This is a genomic window from Paenibacillus glacialis (assembly GCF_001637205.1).
GTDB classification, from domain to species: domain Bacteria; phylum Bacillota; class Bacilli; order Paenibacillales; family Paenibacillaceae; genus Paenibacillus_AQ; species Paenibacillus_AQ glacialis.
On record NZ_LVJH01000074.1, the window covers coordinates 204,607 to 223,821 of the forward strand.

The following is a 19,215-nucleotide window of genomic DNA, read 5'->3' on the forward strand; positions in this document are numbered from 1 at the left end:
AAGTTCAGAAGTGACGATAATCATATTGTGATTCTAGTGAGTTTCTATTGAACCCTGATGATGAATTTTTTTAGAAAAGACTTCATGCAACAAGAATGCAATATGTCGTATGTTCAATAAGCCAGAAGATGGGATTCAATAGATGTATTAATTGGTACGCCTGGTATTATGGGAAGGGTGCATCAATGGAATTGGACGGATAACCGTTATGTTGTTACCAAACACTTACAACGCTTTTCAGCGAAATAAACCGACGAAAAAAGCACTGTATAATATTATTACAGTGCTGGTAACTCTACACGGGTTATTATTTAGTTCTACCTTGATCCATAACCCATTCTTCAATCCGTTCTTGGGACGTTCATGATCCCAGTGACGCTTTAGGATACATCATAGTCTCGTCCAAGACGATCCAATACATCGATCTAAACCAAATCCCCCTCTCGGATCATCTGACGAATAACCTGTTACTATGGTCGGTTAAAATCATTACCACTCAATTTGTCTACAACTATAGAACGTTCCTCAATACCTAAATCCCGCTACTTGATAAGTTGCCGGACTTCATTCTGATCTTTCACGGAAACACGCCCATATCCTAACATCAATGTGTCTCCTTCCCTTTTTATCGTGCAAAAACATAACGGTTAACGAATGGCACGTGCCTAAACTTATTTCAAAGATTTTTGGCACATTAATACAAGCTATTTTTCATATGCCATAAAAGCATGCTTTTAGACATTGTGGATTGGTATGGATTTATGAATTGTAAGGGTTTCAGTTCTAGTGTATGAATAGGCCATGGTTCAGTTTGATATGAACTAGATAATATCATTAACTTGTAGATTCTTTATTACAAGAATATTAAAAGAAACAACCTGACCCCTCTGGCTGTTTCTTTATAACTACCCCAGAGATATCAACATTCTGAGCAAACCTAAAATAGAATACTGCGTCTTAATGACGTGGATCCATTTTTGTTAAATGGAGTCTAACTGTGAAATAATAACAATTATTTTATATACCGTTGGCTCTTAAGGTAATCTAAAACTTCTTCTTGATAAATAAATATGATTTTCTTCCCTCCGACTTCAACCACATAATCCCATTCATACATTATTTGAATTATAGTATTATTACTTTTGAATTCAATAAACTTAAGGTAATCTACTCCCCTAGAATCAATATATGGTGGTATATAATTATTTTTCTTCAATTCCAAATATAAAGCATAAGTGTAATACTCTTTGCAATACCCACCTGTTGTAGAAGAATTTAACAAAAGGATGTCCCTATTGCTTTTCATGCGTATATACTTATTTGCTCCGCACCCCTCTTCTATTAAGTATGGATATTTAATAAAGTATTTTCTCCAATCGTCCACATTACTGTTATCAATGACTTTTTGAAGACTAGCACTAATATTTTGAGTATCAATATCATCCAATAAATTTTGAACAAAATCTCTCTTTTCATTTTCCCGCAGCAACCGTTTCCAACTTATATCTCTGTGACTATCAATCAAGAAACTACGATTCAGGTTATTACTTAGTAAATAATCCCCTTTACATAGAAGTGCTCTTCTCCATAAATCATGATTAGCTTCCAAACCACTGTTATTAAATACAGCACTTGCTTTTTTAAAATACTCGATAAACTTACCATAATACTCATCGTCAATTTCTGCAGTCCAATTCAATTCTTTGTTTCCATTACGATATGCAAATAATATATTTGAAAACTTAAGAAGAAAGCTTATTTGTCCCTTAAAATATCCGTGGTTTTCAGCTTCAATAACTGCCTTTTCCCATCTATTACTTTTTAAAATTAGAACTGCTTTTATTCTTTCTTCTTCTACTTGTTCACCTAAGAAACCCAAGTCAGCATTCTTTACTTGTATTAGAAAATGAAGTATATCTGAACTTTCACTTATAATCTGAGCAATAGATCTTATCGATCTTACAAAGTCTCTCACATTATTATATTGAGTGTATTCAGACAAATTTCTTATAACGCGAATCCAATTGTATAGCTGTTCACTATCTATATTCGATTGGTTTTGTTTGAAAAACTGACTTAATGCATAAAAACGTATTCTATCAGTGTACGTAATATTCGAATTTCTAATGATCTTATCAAACAATATATTCTCGTCAATTAGCGATCGATCGATTAAATATGTTTTTATTTTATTTCCATCGCTGTTATACAGGCTATCCAACATAATAGTAATATCATGAATAACATTACTATCAAAACTAGCGAATTCATTATATTTAACAAATGATACATGTTTACTATATTCAATCAAGTAATTTAATCTGTTATCTAATTCATAATTCCCCATTAATGCATAGTTATTTATTACCATTGCCCTAATGAAATTCATTATTTGATCATCAAAAAGATTACTTATCGGATCTCTATAGCACCAAAACAAATCTGTCCATTTACTATCAATATTATTTGCATATTCTTTCGTGAACCCTTTTATCAACTCAGATTTTTCTTCTTTCTCAGTCAGTAATTGTTCAAATTTAGCTTTAAAATTTTCAAAACTAGTTAATGCTTTTCCCCTTGCATTCATTTTAATATACAGACTATCCTCCAAACCGAAATTTTCCAATTTTATAAACTGGAATGAAACCAGATTGCTATCTGAATTAGTTAGCTTTGTAAAAAGTAGGTCAGAATATTTGAACCTCTCATGAATGGCATCTATCATAACCAACATTGATTTTATGGTGGGGTCTCTTTTCCATGAAATGAAAAACCAAGGAGCATTCTTAATTTGACTACTCACAGGAAAAAGTTTATCAAGCTCTACTGTATCAATCTTTACACTTTCATCATTCACTAATGCATTACAGAATTCTCTGGAACTTGTTCGCGTCTCATAAGAAAAATTAATTAAAAATCGACTTGCTTCTTGCCTTTTCCCTTCTTTTACAGCTAAATACCAATGTAAGAGGAATAAGGTTGTTAGTCTTTGTTGTCCATCAAGCGGAATAAAGACTTCATTATCTTGTAAATTGCCATATACAAAATCCAAGTCCAGATGTTTATCTTGAATTAATGCATCATATAAATTGTCTAAAAAACCATTTCGAATTTCCGTTATTTTATCATTCTCTCTGCCTTGAGCGTAATCTCTTTGTATAATAGGAATTTCTATCGAAAAATTGGTAATCAATTTCCAGAACGAATATGAATTTATATTATTAATCATTGTTCACCTCTCTTTTGCTCAGGTAAATAACCCCTCAAAACTTCGATAATTGCATGGACATAGTCCTTCCTGTCATCTTTTCCCCAAAAGGTCATTTGCTCAATATCTTCACTATAATACTTTAAAAAAACATTTTTCGTGCACAATGGTATAAATGTTCCTGCTTTATCCTTAGCTAATATAGTCTTTCTTTTTATTGGAAAAATAGCATTTTTATATGAACGATTTGTTGCTGCATCAAGCAAAGTCAGATTTGAAATGTCGTTACTATCTTCGCTCTCTCCATATTGTTTCAGTACATCCATATATATTTCTTCAAATTCTTTATCATCTATAACTGCTCCATTTCCTATGATGATCTTAATTCTTTTAACTAATTCCACATCATCTACTTCATCCACAACTGCTCTTAGCCAATCTATTCGATATTTTCCCTCATTCGGCATTTCGGAATGAACTGCGTGAATATGCTCAATATCCCATTTCTCAATCTTATATCTTGCGAAGGGAAACCGTAAGTTTGATTTATCGTTTGACTGTATTGAGATAATATTAAATAACAAAAGGATGTTTTTTATAACTCTTCTGTGCGTTTCATAGTTTAAATCTTCTATTGTCAGATTCCTATTAAAAGATCCTCTAATACTCTCTTTCAGAAATTCTCTCATCTGAATTTTTGTCATTTTTTCAGTAGCGGCTTTAATCAATTCTATGGCAGTTCCCGATGACACAATATATCCTACTAAGTGATACAGCTCTCTATCTGAATACCATTCTTCAAAAGTCATGTAAAATCTCTTAATAGATAACCACAGGCTATCAATTGGTGATATTGAATGATTATTTTTCTCCTCTTCTTCTTTAAATAACTGACTGAATACTAAAAAGGAGTGAAACTCATTATTTTCTTTCTTTATTTTCTTCTCAGCAGACCAAGCTTTATTAATCTGTTGTGACATCATGTCAAATATGAATTCAATTCGTGTTTCATAATCCTTATCTCCATTATTTAAAAAAAACCACAAATCATTATTTTGAAGTGAATATTCCATTCTATCCCATTCATTTGCAATTTCTAACTGTTTCAATCGAATTTTATCAATATTCGTATGATCTCCGAAGTTATCCTTCTTTAGAAATAAAGCTTTAATCAACTCAGCATTAGTTAATGGTATTTTACCTAGATTAATTCTTGTGAAAATATCAATTGCATTTGTATTATCGTTAATTTGATACCATATGACTTTTGTTTGATTTCTAAGTTTTTCATATATCCCTATTCCAGCAGTAGTTTCATCATCTTTTGACTCAAACCATTCTTTCACAAAATTAAAAGCTGAATAAATATGAAAATAATCTATATTGTTATCTTTCAGATTAGGATCCATATTCATTAAAAAGTTTCTACTATCTGGTCGTGTTTCATATTCTATTGAAAAGGATATGTCTACTTTAGGAAGAAGATTTATTTTTATGTATGACATGATGATATATATTGTTGTTAATCTCTGTTGACCATCAATTACTTCCCACTTGTCTTTATTATTCACCTGTATTGGCTTTACAACAATCGGTTGCAAGCAATAAAACTCATCAATACTAGGGTTTTTTTGATAAAATTCCCAAATATCTGTTAACAGGTCTGTGACCTGTTGTCTATTCCATCTATATCCTCGTTGATACGAAGGAATATAAAACTCGTATCTTGACTTAAGTAAATCATTTATAGTTTTTAAGTCAATTATGTTTCTTATCATAAGATCCACCTTCCCCTTATTGATCAATTGTTGCAAATAACGAGTTATTAAATGTCGAAAAAACGAGCCACATGAAAAGTTATTTCTTGATCAGCTATACTCATCTGGACAGAAGATGTCATAAGTGCTGCGAACAATTGATTAAATACGGCATTCTTTGTCGTACCAAAAAGAACAGAGACATTTAAGTTTTTCTTAATCCATCTAAAGAACACTTCGATGCCCCAACGTGCCTTGTACATGTCAGCGATTTATTCGGCCGATACATGCATAAGATTGGTGATAACACGAATCTCATTTTGATTGTTATCCTGGAACATCGCCTCACGGTGACGAAGTTCTGACTGTGACACTGCGGTGTTCCTAGGTAGCATGTGATATCTTTCGTTATATTCGAGTCTTCAACGGATTGTCATTTTAACGAATGAGGCTTTACAAACATGACATTTTCTTTAATACGAGTAACAAGATACTTTTGTTATCTAGCATATTGATCAAATCGTTTGATATTTCCGTAAGCACGGTCTTGAACAAGGATGTAGTTCTTGTCCGCAAGTTTATCGCCAATCGGGCCATCGTAGACTTTAGCGTTTGTTTCAATAACTCGAACGGGTTGCTCCGTGGTAGTGCTAAGTGCAACATGAAGTTTAATACCTGCCCGTTGACCGTGAAAAAGGGCCCAAAGAAGACGACTTTTGCCTACCGTAATCGTTGTAGAATATACTAATAATAGATCTTTTGGGATACGAAGACGGTGTCTTGTCGGTAGTCGATTACATCTTGACAGAAGTAAATGAAATAGTTGCTTGAACAACTCATAAGGTACATCACTAGCATTCGTGGAAAAGGTTGAATAATCAATATTACGAAGGCCACAGAGGGAGTTCCAACCAGTTTGACATTTTTCCATATATCATTTAGATAAAACAATAATTCCATCTATACCTACTGAAGTTTTATCGTTATCATGATGATCCTTTAATTTCAGTTCAAGATTATCAAGCATTTTATTAATAGTCTGATTTAGCCCCGTGACTGTTTCCATAGTTATTTGCTGCTCTAGGCTCACTTTTGATTCTAATAACTTATATATATCTTCAATAACACCGATAGAGAAGTCAAACTTCTTTAATTCTATCACTCTAAATTCAAGTCCTAAAACTTCAATAATATCAGATGATTCTTCTTTAATAATTTTTATTAAATTCGAATAATATTTATATATTAGTTCATCTCCATTAACTTTAATAATCTTTTGTTCTCCATCAATTGGATCAATCACATGTTGAGTGACTTCTCTATTCATATTTGGATGTGTAGCTATGATTAGTTTATTTAAATTAGAGCTTATCTGATTAAAAGTAACATTCCCCTTTCCAGATGCAGTATAATCTATTTGTGTTACTGCTCCTAATTGACTCTCTGCTTTTGTGACATTTCCATTATCGAAATAATCACTTTTTTTTGTAGATCCTTTTGCTTCAACTAAATATGACACCATTGTTCTATTATTTAACCCCCATAAATCAGGATTCTTATTATCCCCAGGTAAAGAAGTAGCTAATATGCTTCGATTCTTCAAATGTTCTAGATGTCTAACTCCATAATGACTCTGCATATAAATTTGAGCAAACACCATGCCTAAAAAATAAGCAACAGTGACCTTCTCACTAGTTTCCAATAAATATGTATTTTTAATCTCAAACGAAGTAGGATTATAATCTACAAACCCAATAACGGTAGACAACTTCCATTCAATAACTTCTTTAGGAAGCATTAAATTACTTTTAGGAGCCAACCCTACAATTAGCGCCCCACGAAGTAAAGTAAGTTTATTAGAATAATAATTACCACTTAAAGATACATTCCTTCTCATATAATCTGAAACGCTAGCATAGAAATTGTAATTAATCGTCAAAAAAAGACCTCCTAGTTATCAAAAAAATATCAGGTACTCTAAGGATATCAAACAAATAGAATCCCTGCCGTAGTATTTTCTTAAAAACATTAAAATAAGTAACTGGCAGTTACTTACGCCGCTCTGGAAGACTTCAAAATATTAGCTCGGCTCAAGAATATTAATGCTACTTCTTATCGCACTGATCAAAAAGGAACAATAACTACTAATAGTGACGGCCGTAATATAACATTGACGTCAACCAAGAGAGCAATATAAATGAGAAAAGGGATCCTTGATCGTTTCGAGGGCGAATACGCTGCTATGGAATTAATCAGGCTAAACAGAGGACATTTTAAAATCCCTTTTTCCAAAAGTTTTTAAATCAGGTGATACAATTGTATTTAACAAAAACTTGATCACAGTAGATTTTAGAGAAACGGTAGCTCTTAAATGAAATTAATAATTTAATTGATGACTTTTCCTGGGAAGAGTAGCCATACGTCTGAATTGTTCATATGAAATTCATCATGTATAAACCAAACATGAAAAATATTTAAGTAGGTTGGTGGGATAACCGGTAATATGAATATTAGAAATGAACTTTATATAGCTGAGACTAGTAGTCAAAGGATAACTGTAAGCTCAGTGGTGGCGAAACTATAAGCGGAGTAACAGAAGTATCGACCGATTCTGAACGTACCAAGATACATGCATCAGATGCTTCAGTGTGGGTTCCTTAGGAAGATGTAGATCATGTATCGCGAGTGATTCATTTGTTTCATTAAACAGAAAGTTATATTGGAGTTAATCCTTTGAGTCTGTAAAATAGATGTGTAAACTTCTAAACCCATTCTAATTGTAATATACGAAAGGTAGTGGAGAACACATGTGATTATAGATGAAACAGCAGCTTTGAGAGTTCATTGAAGAGAACAATTTGGTATCTGCAGAGGATTCTCAAAATGCATTGAAAGAGTTATTCGATGAGACGTTGCAAGAAGGGCTAGAAGATGAGATGGATGCTCATTTGGGCTACCAGAAGCACGACATACAGAATATAAGCAGACAACGAATAGCCGTAAAGGCAAGAACCTTCTTAGAACATGCGACAATGGGCGCAAACCATCCAAAGAAAAACAATATGAATGAACAGCCTCCCAATGAAGTGCAACTCTTCGATTGGGACTAATTGCTTCTGTTTCCCTTGCAATTTATAAGCCGTGAAAGGCATGCTCTATTTTGGTGCATTCCCTCACAAAGCACCTACGGGTGTCTTCTTTTTTCTGCCTATTGGTCAACTTTCAGGTTAGCAAGGTGATAAACCTATATTTATGTTTTAATGATCATACAGTCAGAAACAAAGCTCATTTCTCATTAGCGTTTACATTGTTATTCGATGTCCGTAACCACTCTTCTATAGTTTCTTTATAAAAGATAACTCTTCTTCGGATTCTTAGATGTGGTATTTGCCTTTCTCGTACCATTGTATACACGGTGTCTGTAGAAATTCCTAGTAATTCCGAAAGCTCAATCACGGTGTATGTTACTTTACCCTGCATTTAGGAACTCCTCCATTCACAAAATCATAAACAAAAAAAGACAAACCATTATATTATAGGTTTGCCTTTTTTCTATTTCCTATATCTATGCTACGAATCCGTAGCTAGATATCACTTATTTTTGAAATTCAATTGGAAGTTCCACCATTTCTGAATATAAAGTCACGTTAACCCGATTTGAAATAACAGTTTCTTCATATCCATAATTGCAATCAAAAAGTTCAAGTATTTTACTCATAATAAATAATTCTTGCCCCGTGATTACATTATTAAGAATTTCGATCATGAATCCTCCAGAGTTAATCTCTAATCGAAGGTTTAAAGTGACCCCCTGCTCTTTTAATACAACGCATTTCACAACATGCTTATTCATATCCTCATCATTAATGTTTTGAAGGATTTTTATGAATTCAGTCTTTGATAAGATTCTATTTGGAATCATCTTTATATAACCAATATCCCATTCATCATCTGGGTTCTCATCTAAAAGCCAACTAATTGGAACTCTGCATAACAGTGCAATACAGGCCAAAAAAATAGAGTTATAGCCCAGTTTTGCGTTGTCTTTTACAAAGGCAGATAGCTGCGTTGGATTAATACCAAAGCAATCGCGAATATCTCTCCAAGTCATACCCGTTGAGGCCATATTTAACAGCACTTTTCTTCGTGTTTTTACGGATAGACTACGTAAAAACAAATTAAATTTTTTGATATCCTTTTTAATTTCCGGTATTTCATACCAAAAATCTTCCCGATCTATTAAATGACTGTTTGTATATTGCTCTTCAATTAGTATTTGAAGATATCGTTTACTGATTCTTTTGAACTCTAACCCGGACAGGATTTCCTGACTCTTATCAAACCAAGTTTTATATTTTTCTTCAATTTCTTCAGTTAATTTGCCTGTAATAAAATCTTCATAATATCTCATGTGCTGGGGCTTTCTATAACTCTCACCAGATCTTGGCTTATACATTGCAATCACCAAGATTAGCGTAATTCACTTTGCTTCCGATTAGAATGTTGCTACAAATTCGTAGCATAGGTTTTTCTTAATCAGACAAGGTTATTACTAATAACAAGATATTTCAAAACTCTTGTTCTGGTTAACAATTTTACGTGTTTAATAAAATACTTGAGGTTATAGGGAATCGCTTTTTTAAAGATATACCTAAAAATATAAAGACGGGCATCAGTCTTCACAATATCCCCTCCTTTCCTAAAACCCAAACTATATAAAAAACGTAAATTGTAATTTATTCAATACAAAGGAGAAATACAATTGGAAAACATCAATTCAGCTAATTTACTCGAATTATGGAAGAACACGAAACCTATTGCATGGTCTACTTCAACCACGCAAAAGATTTCGCCTACAAGTTTAGAAAATTTCATTTCAGTTCATAATGATATTAAATCATTTACTTTAGAAAATGGAGGAGAATTATTGAATACAATTTTAAATCGTACTCCAAAGCAACTCATAGACGTAACAGCACCAGAACGAATGAATCCTCAAGACTGGTTATGGGATCATCTCGTAACAGGTAAGATTTCGTCTTTACATGTACTAAGATTATTACACGAAAAGAAACGAAAAAAAGCTTATGCGTTCTACCAAGATATACTTTTTGTCACTGATTTCCTCAGCTTTTGTTCTTCAAAAGCTGAGGTTTCCATTCACCTGCTAGGAGACGATCACTTAAAGGAAAGTATGTTTACTGACTATCTGAGTAAGAATGAAATTTCTATCGATAAGCAACAACTACTTAAAACCTTATTCTCCCGCTGTTTCCCAAGTCAACAGTTATCCGTTACAGCTAATAAACAGGAGGCAATGAAATTGATCTCTCATCCACTTCTTGATAGATATATAACTTCTTTAAAAGAAGAAGGTGTGAGTGAGTACACACTGTATTTCTGTAAGCATAGCTGCAGTAGATTTCTAATATGGGTTCACCAAACATTAGTACGTTTTCATCCCTATTCACCAGAGACCATTCCAATTTTTTTGGTTCAATCTTCGGATCTCACAACATATAAGCAGTACTTAATCAAACAATATCAGCACGGATACATAGGGGACCACAAAGCGAGTGATATCTTTTATTATGTACGCGCTTGGTTTGGCCTTCTGTCCCAATTAGAGCTAATACCTAAAGATATTTGCCTAGGAGTAAAAGCGATTTCTTTTGAAAGGCACCACGAAAGAGACCTCCCAACAGATGAAGAGCTTCAGCAATTCTTTAGAGTCGTGAACTCTTATTCACCCTCACCAAAGATCCACATCACTGCGTTTTCACTCATGGTTTATTTAGGTTTACGAATAAAAGAAGTTGGCAGGCTTCAGTGGGAAGATCTTAACCTATCCACAAAAACAATTGTAGTGCATGGAAAAGGCAACCAGTTCGATTTGCTCCCCTTACCAGCTGTTCTTGTCGATATGCTAACCGACCTGCAAAAAAAAGATCGATTAGTAGGGAATATTTTCAATACCTCTTCAAAAAGATTTATGAAAAATCTGTATCAGTGGTATAAGATTTATGCTCTCATTGCCGGCTGGAGTTATCCTGGAGGAGTACATATATTCCGGCACTGCTATATCACTACCTTGTCAAAGCTTAAATGTCCTCCTCAGTTGCTTATGCATTTAGCACGACACAAGCGACCTGAAACGACAACCCGTTATATTCACCGCAATAACGAGCTACCCGATGCTGTAAATAAAATTAATTATTTTTAGGAGGACATACCGATGAGTATTATTCAATCCAAATCGAAACTTCAACTTGCACGAGAAGAAATACAGCTAGCCATTTCACAATATGGCATAAATACTTTCGAACAAGTAATGGTCGAAATCGGTCTAACTAACTTACAAGAGAATCCCGTCATAGAAGAGGATGTATCCCTACAAGAAGCAGGTGATTATTTCATCGAATGTGAAACCTACCAATATTACAGTACTTCCTCGAAAAAGACTTATCGTTCAGAACTATCTCAGTATCAACGGTTTGTTTCCTCTCAATATGGTTGCAACCAACCCAGCTTAAAGCAATCAGCTGATCGCCAAATTATAATGAAATACTTATCGAGATACAAAGGATCTAACACAATGGTAAAGAAAAAAGCGTTCCTTCGGTCTTTTCTCAGGGTTACATTGGGTCACTATTTCCATCAATCATTAGATGATTACAAAAACACATTAAGGTTAAGACCTGAGGCTGAAGATGAGGAACCGAAAGCCTTCAGAAAAATTCAGCTCGCTGAACTACTTAATCTTGCTCAACTAAGCAATCATGGATTTCGCAACCATGCAATTGTCTGGGTCTTTATGGGATCTGGCATTCGGTTAAGCGAATTATGTAAGCTTCAAATTTGTGATGTCTTACCGACAACACAACAAATAAAGATATATCCTAAAATGAAAGAATATCAGAAAGAAAAACGAACGATTAGCAGCTTGGCATTACTTATCCTGACAGATTATATCGAGTTCACGTATAGCTACTGTCGCCAAACTCTTTCATTAGAAGAATACAGAAATTTGTATATATTTTCTAAAGATTTTGGCAAAACTCATCTACAGCCGCGTGCAATTCAATATATAGTAAAAGATCTAATTAACAAAGCCAAATCTATTGAAAATAAAAATCTATTTTGCGTGCACAGTTTCCGACATAGCTTTGCTCTCTATGCTTTAGAATCTGGAGTTGATATTTATATGATAAGTAAGCTTCTAGGTCATAAATCAATTGAAACTACTGATGAATACCTTAAGTTATTTGATTACCAGCTTCGAGAAGTTATTGACAAAAACCCCATCGCAATGGAAGAAATGAAAAAACTACAACAAAGGATGAATACATTATGTCAAGAATCCTATTAGACTCCCCATATTACATCAATTGGAGAGCTTACTCTGATTTAAAAGAATCTGCAAAAGTTGTCTATAGTTATCATATACGTAGATTCGAATCTTATCTCATTAAATGCGGCTACCAAGGTCATTTAGACTTTGATAGATTCTACTATTACACAGAATCGCATGACTATAGTCCGATCGATAAATGCTTCATTAGCAAATACATTCTTTACCTTGAAGAAGAACAAAAAAATAGCACAGGTGTATTATGCAATACCATTATTTATCTGAAACAGTTTTTCAGTTTTCTTTTTGATATTGGTATGATTAAAACCAATCCTATGAAACACTTTCGAAATAAATACTATGTTCGGAAAATCATTGATCGCTCTCTTTCGCTTGAAGAATGTCGTTCAGTACTGGCTACAGCGGAGAAGACAGACCCTTTCACGAAAATGAGTTATATTCTTTTTTTAACCATGTTAACAACAGGATTACGTAATTCAGAAGTCGTGGAATTGACCCATCAACAAATTGATTTTGAACGTAACGTAATTCATATTAACAAAGGTCACAAGACAACCGCAGAAGTTGTATATATGCCTACAGTCTTAGCAGAATTGTTGAAATTATATTTCAAACACCCATCTTTTGATGTATGGGTTAGAACTGAAAACAAACATGTCTTTTTCCAAAATGGAAAACCATTTTCCAATCGAATGCTAACGCACTTTGTCAAAAAAATTATGATAGAATCTGGAATCACAAGAAATATAACTCCACATTGTTTACGCCATACCACTGCTTACCTAATGCAGTTAAACGGTATTTCATTGAGCGCAATCAAAAGACAGCTGAGACATAAGTCTAGTGCAACAACACTTCGTTACCTGCCTCCAGTGCAACTGTCTATTGAATTACTCGACCAAGTTGTCGTCACCATATCTATGCCTAAGAAAAATGGGAAGCCTTAATAGGCGCTACTGTGTAATTAGCCAATGGTTTATATTTACATCAGCATTTAGAATATCTGGGGAGATAGTAATTGGACCACAGGTTGGCCACTTTTGGCCCATGAGGAATGGGCAATAATACTGGGGATGATATTAAAATGTTATATCAAATAGCTCCCATAGTAAAGAGAATATTGAAAAAAACACTTTTATAAAAAAGGAGTTAACATGGACAAGCAAAAGGTAGAACGAAAAAATGCTTGGAGTAATACGGATGATATGATTTTAGCAACAACTGTACTGGATCATATAAAAAAAGGGAGCACGCAGACAAAAGCCTTTGAAGAAGCTGCCCAATTGCTCAGCAGAAGTCCCTCCGCTAGTGCATTTCGATGGAACGGTGTAGTTCGGCAACAGTATGAAAGTGAATTACTAACAATTAAAGAGAAAATCACTGTATATATGGAGACCCAGCTTGAGAAAGAATATATGAGTTTGCAGTCTTCTTCAGTAGATACTCACGATTTGTTAAATCAATTATCTAAGTCTATCCACGATATGCAAAACAAACTTATTACGATGTCCAACTGCGTTACTCAACTAGGATTAACAATAAAGCAGAGGAACTAGGAAATGGATGCATCTTAATTAAGAAGCAATCCCTACTATGATATGCTCCCCCTTATAGTAGACAGAAAAAAGCAAGCCGATTAATCTGTCTACTATAAGGGGGATTTTTTTATGGGCGAAATTAGGAAGACTTACGATGTTGCATTTAAGAAAAGGCAGTCAATCTCTATCTCAAAAAGGGAATGAGCTACCCGTTAGTTGAGCAAAGGGCTACCTCTCGGCAGCTCTCTCATTATTGAACTATAGTTCCCCGTTAGCTGAAGAAGATTCTACCTTATTCAACAGGTATCCAAATTTCCATTTCATATTCATCTGTTTCTTCTTTCTCGTACATATTAGTGTCTACTATTTCAATTTCGGGCATTCCTTCTTTTATTCTATATCCTTCCTTATCAAATATTTTCCATAATTCCCCGTAAGTATTTGGAATTTCTTTAACGTGACCAATATGTTTGAATACAACATATTTTTGTGTAGGAAAGGTATGTAAAGTCATTCCTTGTTCAACTTTGTGGAAATCAACAGACTCTATCTCAATTCCACAGGTATAGAAATAATGGTCACTTCTTGGAGGAAGGCATACTCCTACTATTTTATCTACATTGTTTTCACTGATAAATTTATACGATTTTTCCCATAGTTCTGGAATTGGATGAACAATATCGCCACTCCATTTTCCTGCCGCACTAAAACCTACTAACACAAATGAACTCTTTATAATTTCTTTAAATTCCATATTTAACGCCCCTTCTCTACTACTTTATTTTCCTACTAAAACAAAAACATTTCCGTCTGGAGCTTGCATTACAGCCACATGACCACCTAAAGAATTAGGGAATGGAGTGCGAATCCATTGAACTTCAGGATTAGATTTTAATGATTCGTAAGTCTCCCGAACATCTTCAACAACAATCTCAGTTTCAGCAAACTTCAAATTAGGGTTGTTCTTTAACACCAACTCTGAGCTACCATCAGGATACTTCATACCAATAAGTTTCCATTGTTTTTCTTCGTCTTGAAATGCTTCCCAAGCTTTTGTTAGACCTAACGATTGATAGAACTCAACTGACTTTTCAATGTCTTCTGTATATATCGCAACACATTCTATTCTTTTCCACATGAACCATTCACCCTTTCTTAATAAGAACCTATGTTCCCTTAAGTGTACACCAAATTTAACCAGATAGACAAGCTAGTTATTGAATAATCCTGCCCGTTAGGATAATAAAAAGAGCAGGATACCGAAGCACCCGCTCATCAATGTGTGTCATTCAACTATCGTTTCCCACTAGTTTAATAAAATATTTCTTAAGATTGCATTAACCCAAAAACGATAAATCTTTTATAAACCAAGCGTCCGTAGCATTATGCTCTGAACCATCTAGTGGTCTTTCGAGTTGTTGGAAACCTAATTTGATGTAGAGGAGATTTGCCGCTTGAAGTTTCTTCAATGTTTCTAAGTAACAGTGTGTATAGTGTTCTTTAGCGAAGTCGAGTGCTACTTTCATAAGATCCTTCGACAGACCCTTACCTTGAGCTTCGGGCGTAATGTATAGCTTTTGCAACTCGCAACTTCCCGGTTCCTGCCCAAATGGTGCAATCCCCACACCGCCTACCACATCATTTTGTTCATTCACTGCAACCCAATACTTTGAATTTGATTGTTCCTTGTAATATTGTGCCAATCTGCTCAGTTGAGGGTCAAAATATGCCGTTCCCGGAATGTTTAGATTAAATGATTCCAATGAGTGTTTAATTATTAACTCTATTTTTTTATTGTCCTTTTCTTCAATTTCACGAATTTGCATAGTTTCTTTCCCCCGATATCTAAAAAAAATTTATATTTTCAACTTTAATATTATTCACCAAATAATTCAACCTATTCTAGTATCCTGCCCGTTAGCGTAAAGAAGGGCTGCCGTTTAGCAGCCCTCATGTGATTGAACTATCGTTCTGCGTTAGCTTAACAGGCTACCGATTTGCCTATCCGATAGGGGAACATTATCTTAGAAGTATTTTGCCTGTTCGAATAGACTGATTAGTTGGCTTGAAGTGTCTTTTATAAAAGAGCGTACACTTTTTTCAGTAATGTACTTCGGCTCAATACACGGTTCTTTTTCAGGATGAGTATACCAGTCGAGGATTCTCTTTTTCCACTTTTCCACCTCTTCTTGTGTCAACATGTTTGGGATAGAAACAGGGGGGCAATTAAGTAAAGCTTCCCATGCTTGTGGCCTCCAATGTTCATTCCTGAATAAATTAAAATCGATTTGATCAGTCTCAGCATAATACAAGGTGCGTATGTCTTCAATTTGTTCAATAGCTACTTTCCTTTTAAAATCATCGTAGATCGTTTGAGTCCAAATCAAATCCGTTAATACATGCGAAACATATCCTTTCGCAAACATTGTCCATTGATCATCTTCAGGACAATCATCAATTAAAGGACGCATCTTATTTTGAAAGAATTCGTTGATTGTATAGTCTTCCTTTATATTAAAATGTGTTTTGTTTTTATCCTCCCTAGTTGTGTTCTCCCTCATGTGAATTGCATCTGGGGCAATGCTCCCTAACAAAAAATTAGGATTAACTTCCATACCTTTTTGTCTAAAAATACGTTCTGTAATACACATATGTACTAGAGGTAACGGCATAAGTAAGCTCCTTTTTTGCATTAAAATGTATATCATTGTAAATATATTATCACATTGATACATTTTCATATAACTATACTGTCCGTTAGTTGAATGAATGGTATGGGTTTCAGCAGTATCTGTCTTCAATAACTTTTAATCTTACTTATTCTTTATCTTTTATCTTCCACTAATTTATATCCTATATAAGTAAGTTTATCCGTTTTTGCTTTTCCATCTTCAGAATAAATAACACTCTCAGTAATAAACCCATACTTCGGGTCATTTTCTTTACCCAAGAAGCTGTCAAACGAAGACAGAGTTGAAAAACGTGCTCTCTCGATGACTTCAATTTTAGAAACATCATCTACAAAAAGTGGTAAGCTACCACAATAAGCGTCGTTTTTATCTTTTGAATAAGGATACTCCAGAACTTCAAAACTATCTGGATCTGCATTGATTACTTTAAATATTGACCAGTCATTACTAACGTAAATATATACATTATTCTTATCTTTTGCGTAATGATATCTGCCTTCGGTGCTAATAATTTTAAAGGTTTCCGGATCAGACCCTTCTACTTTATGGTTTTTAAAAAACACACTGTTATTATCTCTTGCAAAATCACTGTACTTTAAAACCTTGAATTCATCCTTTTGTACATTGATCGGATTAATTCTTCTGCCCGCGCCCTCATCATAGGAAACATAATTCCATGTTCCATTTTCATATACAAATCCCGGTTTGAACGAGAACCATAAATATAAACTTATAGTAAGGGTGCAAACAACAATTCCGGTTATTACTAACTTCTTTTTCATTAACACCACTCATTCTAATTAATAGTAAGGAAACAAAGGCCATAGATGTGTAACATTGATTTAATACATATTCGTTTAGGTTATCGTACTCTACTGCCGGTTAGTTGAACGAGGTTCGAGCTGCCATTTCTATTCCACCGTTACCACTGGAAAGTTCCCTTCCATGAGTATTATTAGAATTTATTGTTTTTCTCTGATTTCCTATAACGTTTCCATTCGCGAACACGAAAGGTTTTAGGCGCATAGCGCAGATTCGTTCTGTCACCACCCACTTAGCTTGGCAGGATTGCCCGCTGAATCAACTCGTTCATCAAAGTCTTGGTCGAGATTGATGTACTCACTATATGTCCAGTGACCATTAGCATATTTCAAATAAATAAGGGCTTCATATATATAATTATCTGCCCCTTCATCGTCTTTACCTGTACTAAAATCAAGCTTACCTTGGACGACAGCTTCCTTCTCTCCAAGGTAAACGACTCGTTCGTCTAATAAAATATATCTATAGTCGGAATAAGAAAAGTGCCCCTTCATTGAACTGTCCCATGTTAGAGAACCGAATACTACATCATTCCATTCTTTAATAAATGAAGGATCCGTATATTGAACCGTGAATTCTAGATTCTCCTCATTTAACGCTTTATAATAGGTTCTCAGATCCGACAAGACGGCATTCTGCTCGCTGTAACGATTTTCCATAATAGACGCAGCCTTTTTATCGATGTCAACTGGAAGTTCCATACGATTAAAAATTGAGGCTTCATTTGCGATCTTCCATTGTCCACGCTCATAACGAACGTCGAAGAGATACACATCTGATTGATTCAATACTTCTGAATTCTTGATATGCGTTACTTGGAGTTGTGCTTCAGTGGCGGAAGTGTATTCAATCCAATCAATTGTCACCTTAAAGTCTCGAACTTTGATCTCACTGACTGGTTTATTGGCTTCGTAATCATAATCAAGATTCATATAACCCAATTTAAGATTGTCAGATGAATACAACCGGGGACTAAACGTTTCGAAGTACTTCGTAAGAAGATCTTGTATAGCAGCTTCTTCACCAAATCCGTATGGCTTCAAACTAACAGTTAAATTAGATTTATCATAATTAATAGAATATTTAGCTAAGTTACTAACCAAACGAAGAGGAAGATAAACTTGTCCATTAAAAACAGGAATCGCTTTGTCTAAATAGTAAGTCACCCTGCCATCATACTCAATAATATCCTCGCCGGCCCAGAATTGGATTTCAGCGCCTCTAATGACCCCTGAAATTTGCCGAGTATCAGTATCATATGCAACCTCAAATCCTAAGGCGGCAAAAAATGGGCGGTATGGTACGTACATAACGCCCGACATCACGATCGGATGAACTCCAGCAATCTTCACACTATTTACATACAATTGAATCGATTTGTCAGCAGATGCAACTCCTGAAAAAAGCTGAGTAGTCACTAGAAAGCAAAAGCTAAGCAGCAAAACTAAGGATTTTCTAATCATATAACACTTCCTATTCACTTTAATGTGTTTTATATACAGTATTCTCCTTAAGTAAGAATTTCCCTTTATGTATTTATTGCGTTGTCGACCTAATATTGATCTTATTACCTTACCATATAGTCCATACTATGGATATTCCCATTAAACTATCCTGCCCTTTAGCTTAATGATAAAATCAACATCGAGTTTTAACAGAGCCAAAATCAAAAAAAGCCTTGCTGTTCGGTGATAATAAAGTATTAGACTGGAGTCTTTGATTTAACGCAGTTTTAAAATTGAAAAATCTTCAGCTTTTGAAAAATAAGTATTAGACTGATCCATTAAACGAAGCAGCGGCGGACCAAGACTTGATAAATAAAGTCTTA

Annotated in this window: 17 protein-coding genes and 1 pseudogene; 5 read left to right on the plus strand and 13 right to left on the minus strand. The window is 34.4% G+C overall.

Annotated elements, in window-relative coordinates; genetic code table 11:
• Window positions 1-1,012: 1,012 nt before the first annotated feature.
• The 5 genes from PGLA_RS26245 to PGLA_RS26260 form a co-directional block, all read right to left on the minus strand.
• Window positions 1,013-3,229, minus strand: coding sequence for a DUF262 domain-containing protein (locus PGLA_RS26245; RefSeq protein WP_068538150.1), 2,217 nt, complete (start codon window positions 3,227-3,229; stop codon window positions 1,013-1,015).
• On the minus strand, window positions 3,226-4,986 hold the full coding sequence (locus PGLA_RS26250; protein WP_068538151.1) for a DUF262 domain-containing protein: 1,761 nt from the start codon (window positions 4,984-4,986) through the stop codon (window positions 3,226-3,228). The genes PGLA_RS26245 and PGLA_RS26250 overlap by 4 nt, the downstream gene beginning before the upstream one ends.
• Before the next feature lie 47 nt (window positions 4,987-5,033).
• Window positions 5,034-5,228, minus strand: coding sequence for a transposase (locus tag PGLA_RS27760; protein WP_145939685.1), 195 nt, complete (start codon window positions 5,226-5,228; stop codon window positions 5,034-5,036).
• 236 nt (window positions 5,229-5,464) lie between these two features.
• Window positions 5,465-5,896 carry a transposase gene (locus tag PGLA_RS26255; protein WP_068538152.1) on the minus strand — a complete coding sequence of 144 codons (432 nt, stop codon included), beginning with the start codon at window positions 5,894-5,896 and terminating at the stop codon, window positions 5,465-5,467.
• 3 nt (window positions 5,897-5,899) lie between these two features.
• Complete coding sequence (locus PGLA_RS26260; protein WP_068538153.1) at window positions 5,900-6,904, minus strand: hypothetical protein; 1,005 nt, start codon at window positions 6,902-6,904, stop codon at window positions 5,900-5,902.
• A gap of 904 nt (window positions 6,905-7,808) precedes the next feature.
• On the opposite strand from PGLA_RS26260, the pseudogene PGLA_RS29910 reads away from it, so the two are divergent.
• Window positions 7,809-7,978, plus strand: a pseudogene (locus tag PGLA_RS29910) (IS256 family transposase); the annotation flags it as partial.
• Between the two features lie 272 nt (window positions 7,979-8,250).
• Here PGLA_RS29910 and PGLA_RS26270 read toward each other — a convergent pair.
• Entirely contained in the window at window positions 8,251-8,445 is a 195-nt protein-coding gene (locus PGLA_RS26270; protein ID WP_068538155.1) for a helix-turn-helix domain-containing protein, read from the minus strand.
• A gap of 115 nt (window positions 8,446-8,560) precedes the next feature.
• Entirely contained in the window at window positions 8,561-9,421 is an 861-nt protein-coding gene (locus PGLA_RS26275; protein WP_145939686.1) for a hypothetical protein, read from the minus strand.
• A gap of 306 nt (window positions 9,422-9,727) precedes the next feature.
• Between PGLA_RS26275 and PGLA_RS26280 the strand changes: the two genes are divergently transcribed.
• The 4 genes from PGLA_RS26280 (at window position 9,728) to PGLA_RS26295 (ending at window position 13,893) form a co-directional block, all read left to right on the plus strand.
• Window positions 9,728-11,188 carry a tyrosine-type recombinase/integrase gene (locus tag PGLA_RS26280; RefSeq protein ID WP_068538157.1) on the plus strand — a complete coding sequence of 487 codons (1,461 nt, stop codon included), beginning with the start codon at window positions 9,728-9,730 and terminating at the stop codon, window positions 11,186-11,188.
• Between the two features lie 12 nt (window positions 11,189-11,200).
• Window positions 11,201-12,334, plus strand: a complete 1,134-nt coding sequence (locus tag PGLA_RS26285; RefSeq protein ID WP_068538158.1) for a tyrosine-type recombinase/integrase — start codon at window positions 11,201-11,203, stop codon at window positions 12,332-12,334.
• Window positions 12,316-13,284, plus strand: a complete 969-nt coding sequence (locus tag PGLA_RS26290; RefSeq protein WP_068538159.1) for a tyrosine-type recombinase/integrase — start codon at window positions 12,316-12,318, stop codon at window positions 13,282-13,284. The genes PGLA_RS26285 and PGLA_RS26290 overlap by 19 nt, the downstream gene beginning before the upstream one ends.
• A 207-nt stretch (window positions 13,285-13,491) precedes the next feature.
• Window positions 13,492-13,893 (plus strand): hypothetical protein, encoded by a 402-nt coding sequence (locus tag PGLA_RS26295; RefSeq protein WP_068538160.1) that lies wholly within the window; start codon window positions 13,492-13,494, stop codon window positions 13,891-13,893.
• Between the two features lie 274 nt (window positions 13,894-14,167).
• On the opposite strand, the gene PGLA_RS26300 is transcribed toward PGLA_RS26295, so the two are convergent.
• From PGLA_RS26300 to PGLA_RS26325, 6 genes are all read right to left on the minus strand, one after another.
• Entirely contained in the window at window positions 14,168-14,629 is a 462-nt protein-coding gene (locus tag PGLA_RS26300) for a GyrI-like domain-containing protein (protein ID WP_068538161.1), read from the minus strand.
• Window positions 14,630-14,653: 24 nt separating this feature from the next.
• Complete coding sequence (locus tag PGLA_RS26305) at window positions 14,654-15,013, minus strand: VOC family protein (RefSeq protein WP_068538162.1); 360 nt, start codon at window positions 15,011-15,013, stop codon at window positions 14,654-14,656.
• Window positions 15,014-15,212: 199 nt separating this feature from the next.
• Window positions 15,213-15,701, minus strand: a complete 489-nt coding sequence (locus PGLA_RS26310) for a GNAT family N-acetyltransferase (RefSeq protein WP_068538163.1) — start codon at window positions 15,699-15,701, stop codon at window positions 15,213-15,215.
• A gap of 198 nt (window positions 15,702-15,899) precedes the next feature.
• Entirely contained in the window at window positions 15,900-16,547 is a 648-nt protein-coding gene (locus PGLA_RS26315) for a zinc dependent phospholipase C family protein (protein ID WP_068538164.1), read from the minus strand.
• 152 nt (window positions 16,548-16,699) lie between these two features.
• Window positions 16,700-17,347, minus strand: coding sequence for a DKNYY domain-containing protein (locus PGLA_RS26320; protein ID WP_068538165.1), 648 nt, complete (start codon window positions 17,345-17,347; stop codon window positions 16,700-16,702).
• A 261-nt stretch (window positions 17,348-17,608) separates the two neighbouring features.
• Window positions 17,609-18,850, minus strand: coding sequence for a copper amine oxidase N-terminal domain-containing protein (locus PGLA_RS26325; protein ID WP_068538166.1), 1,242 nt, complete (start codon window positions 18,848-18,850; stop codon window positions 17,609-17,611).
• Window positions 18,851-19,215: the final 365 nt, after the last annotated feature.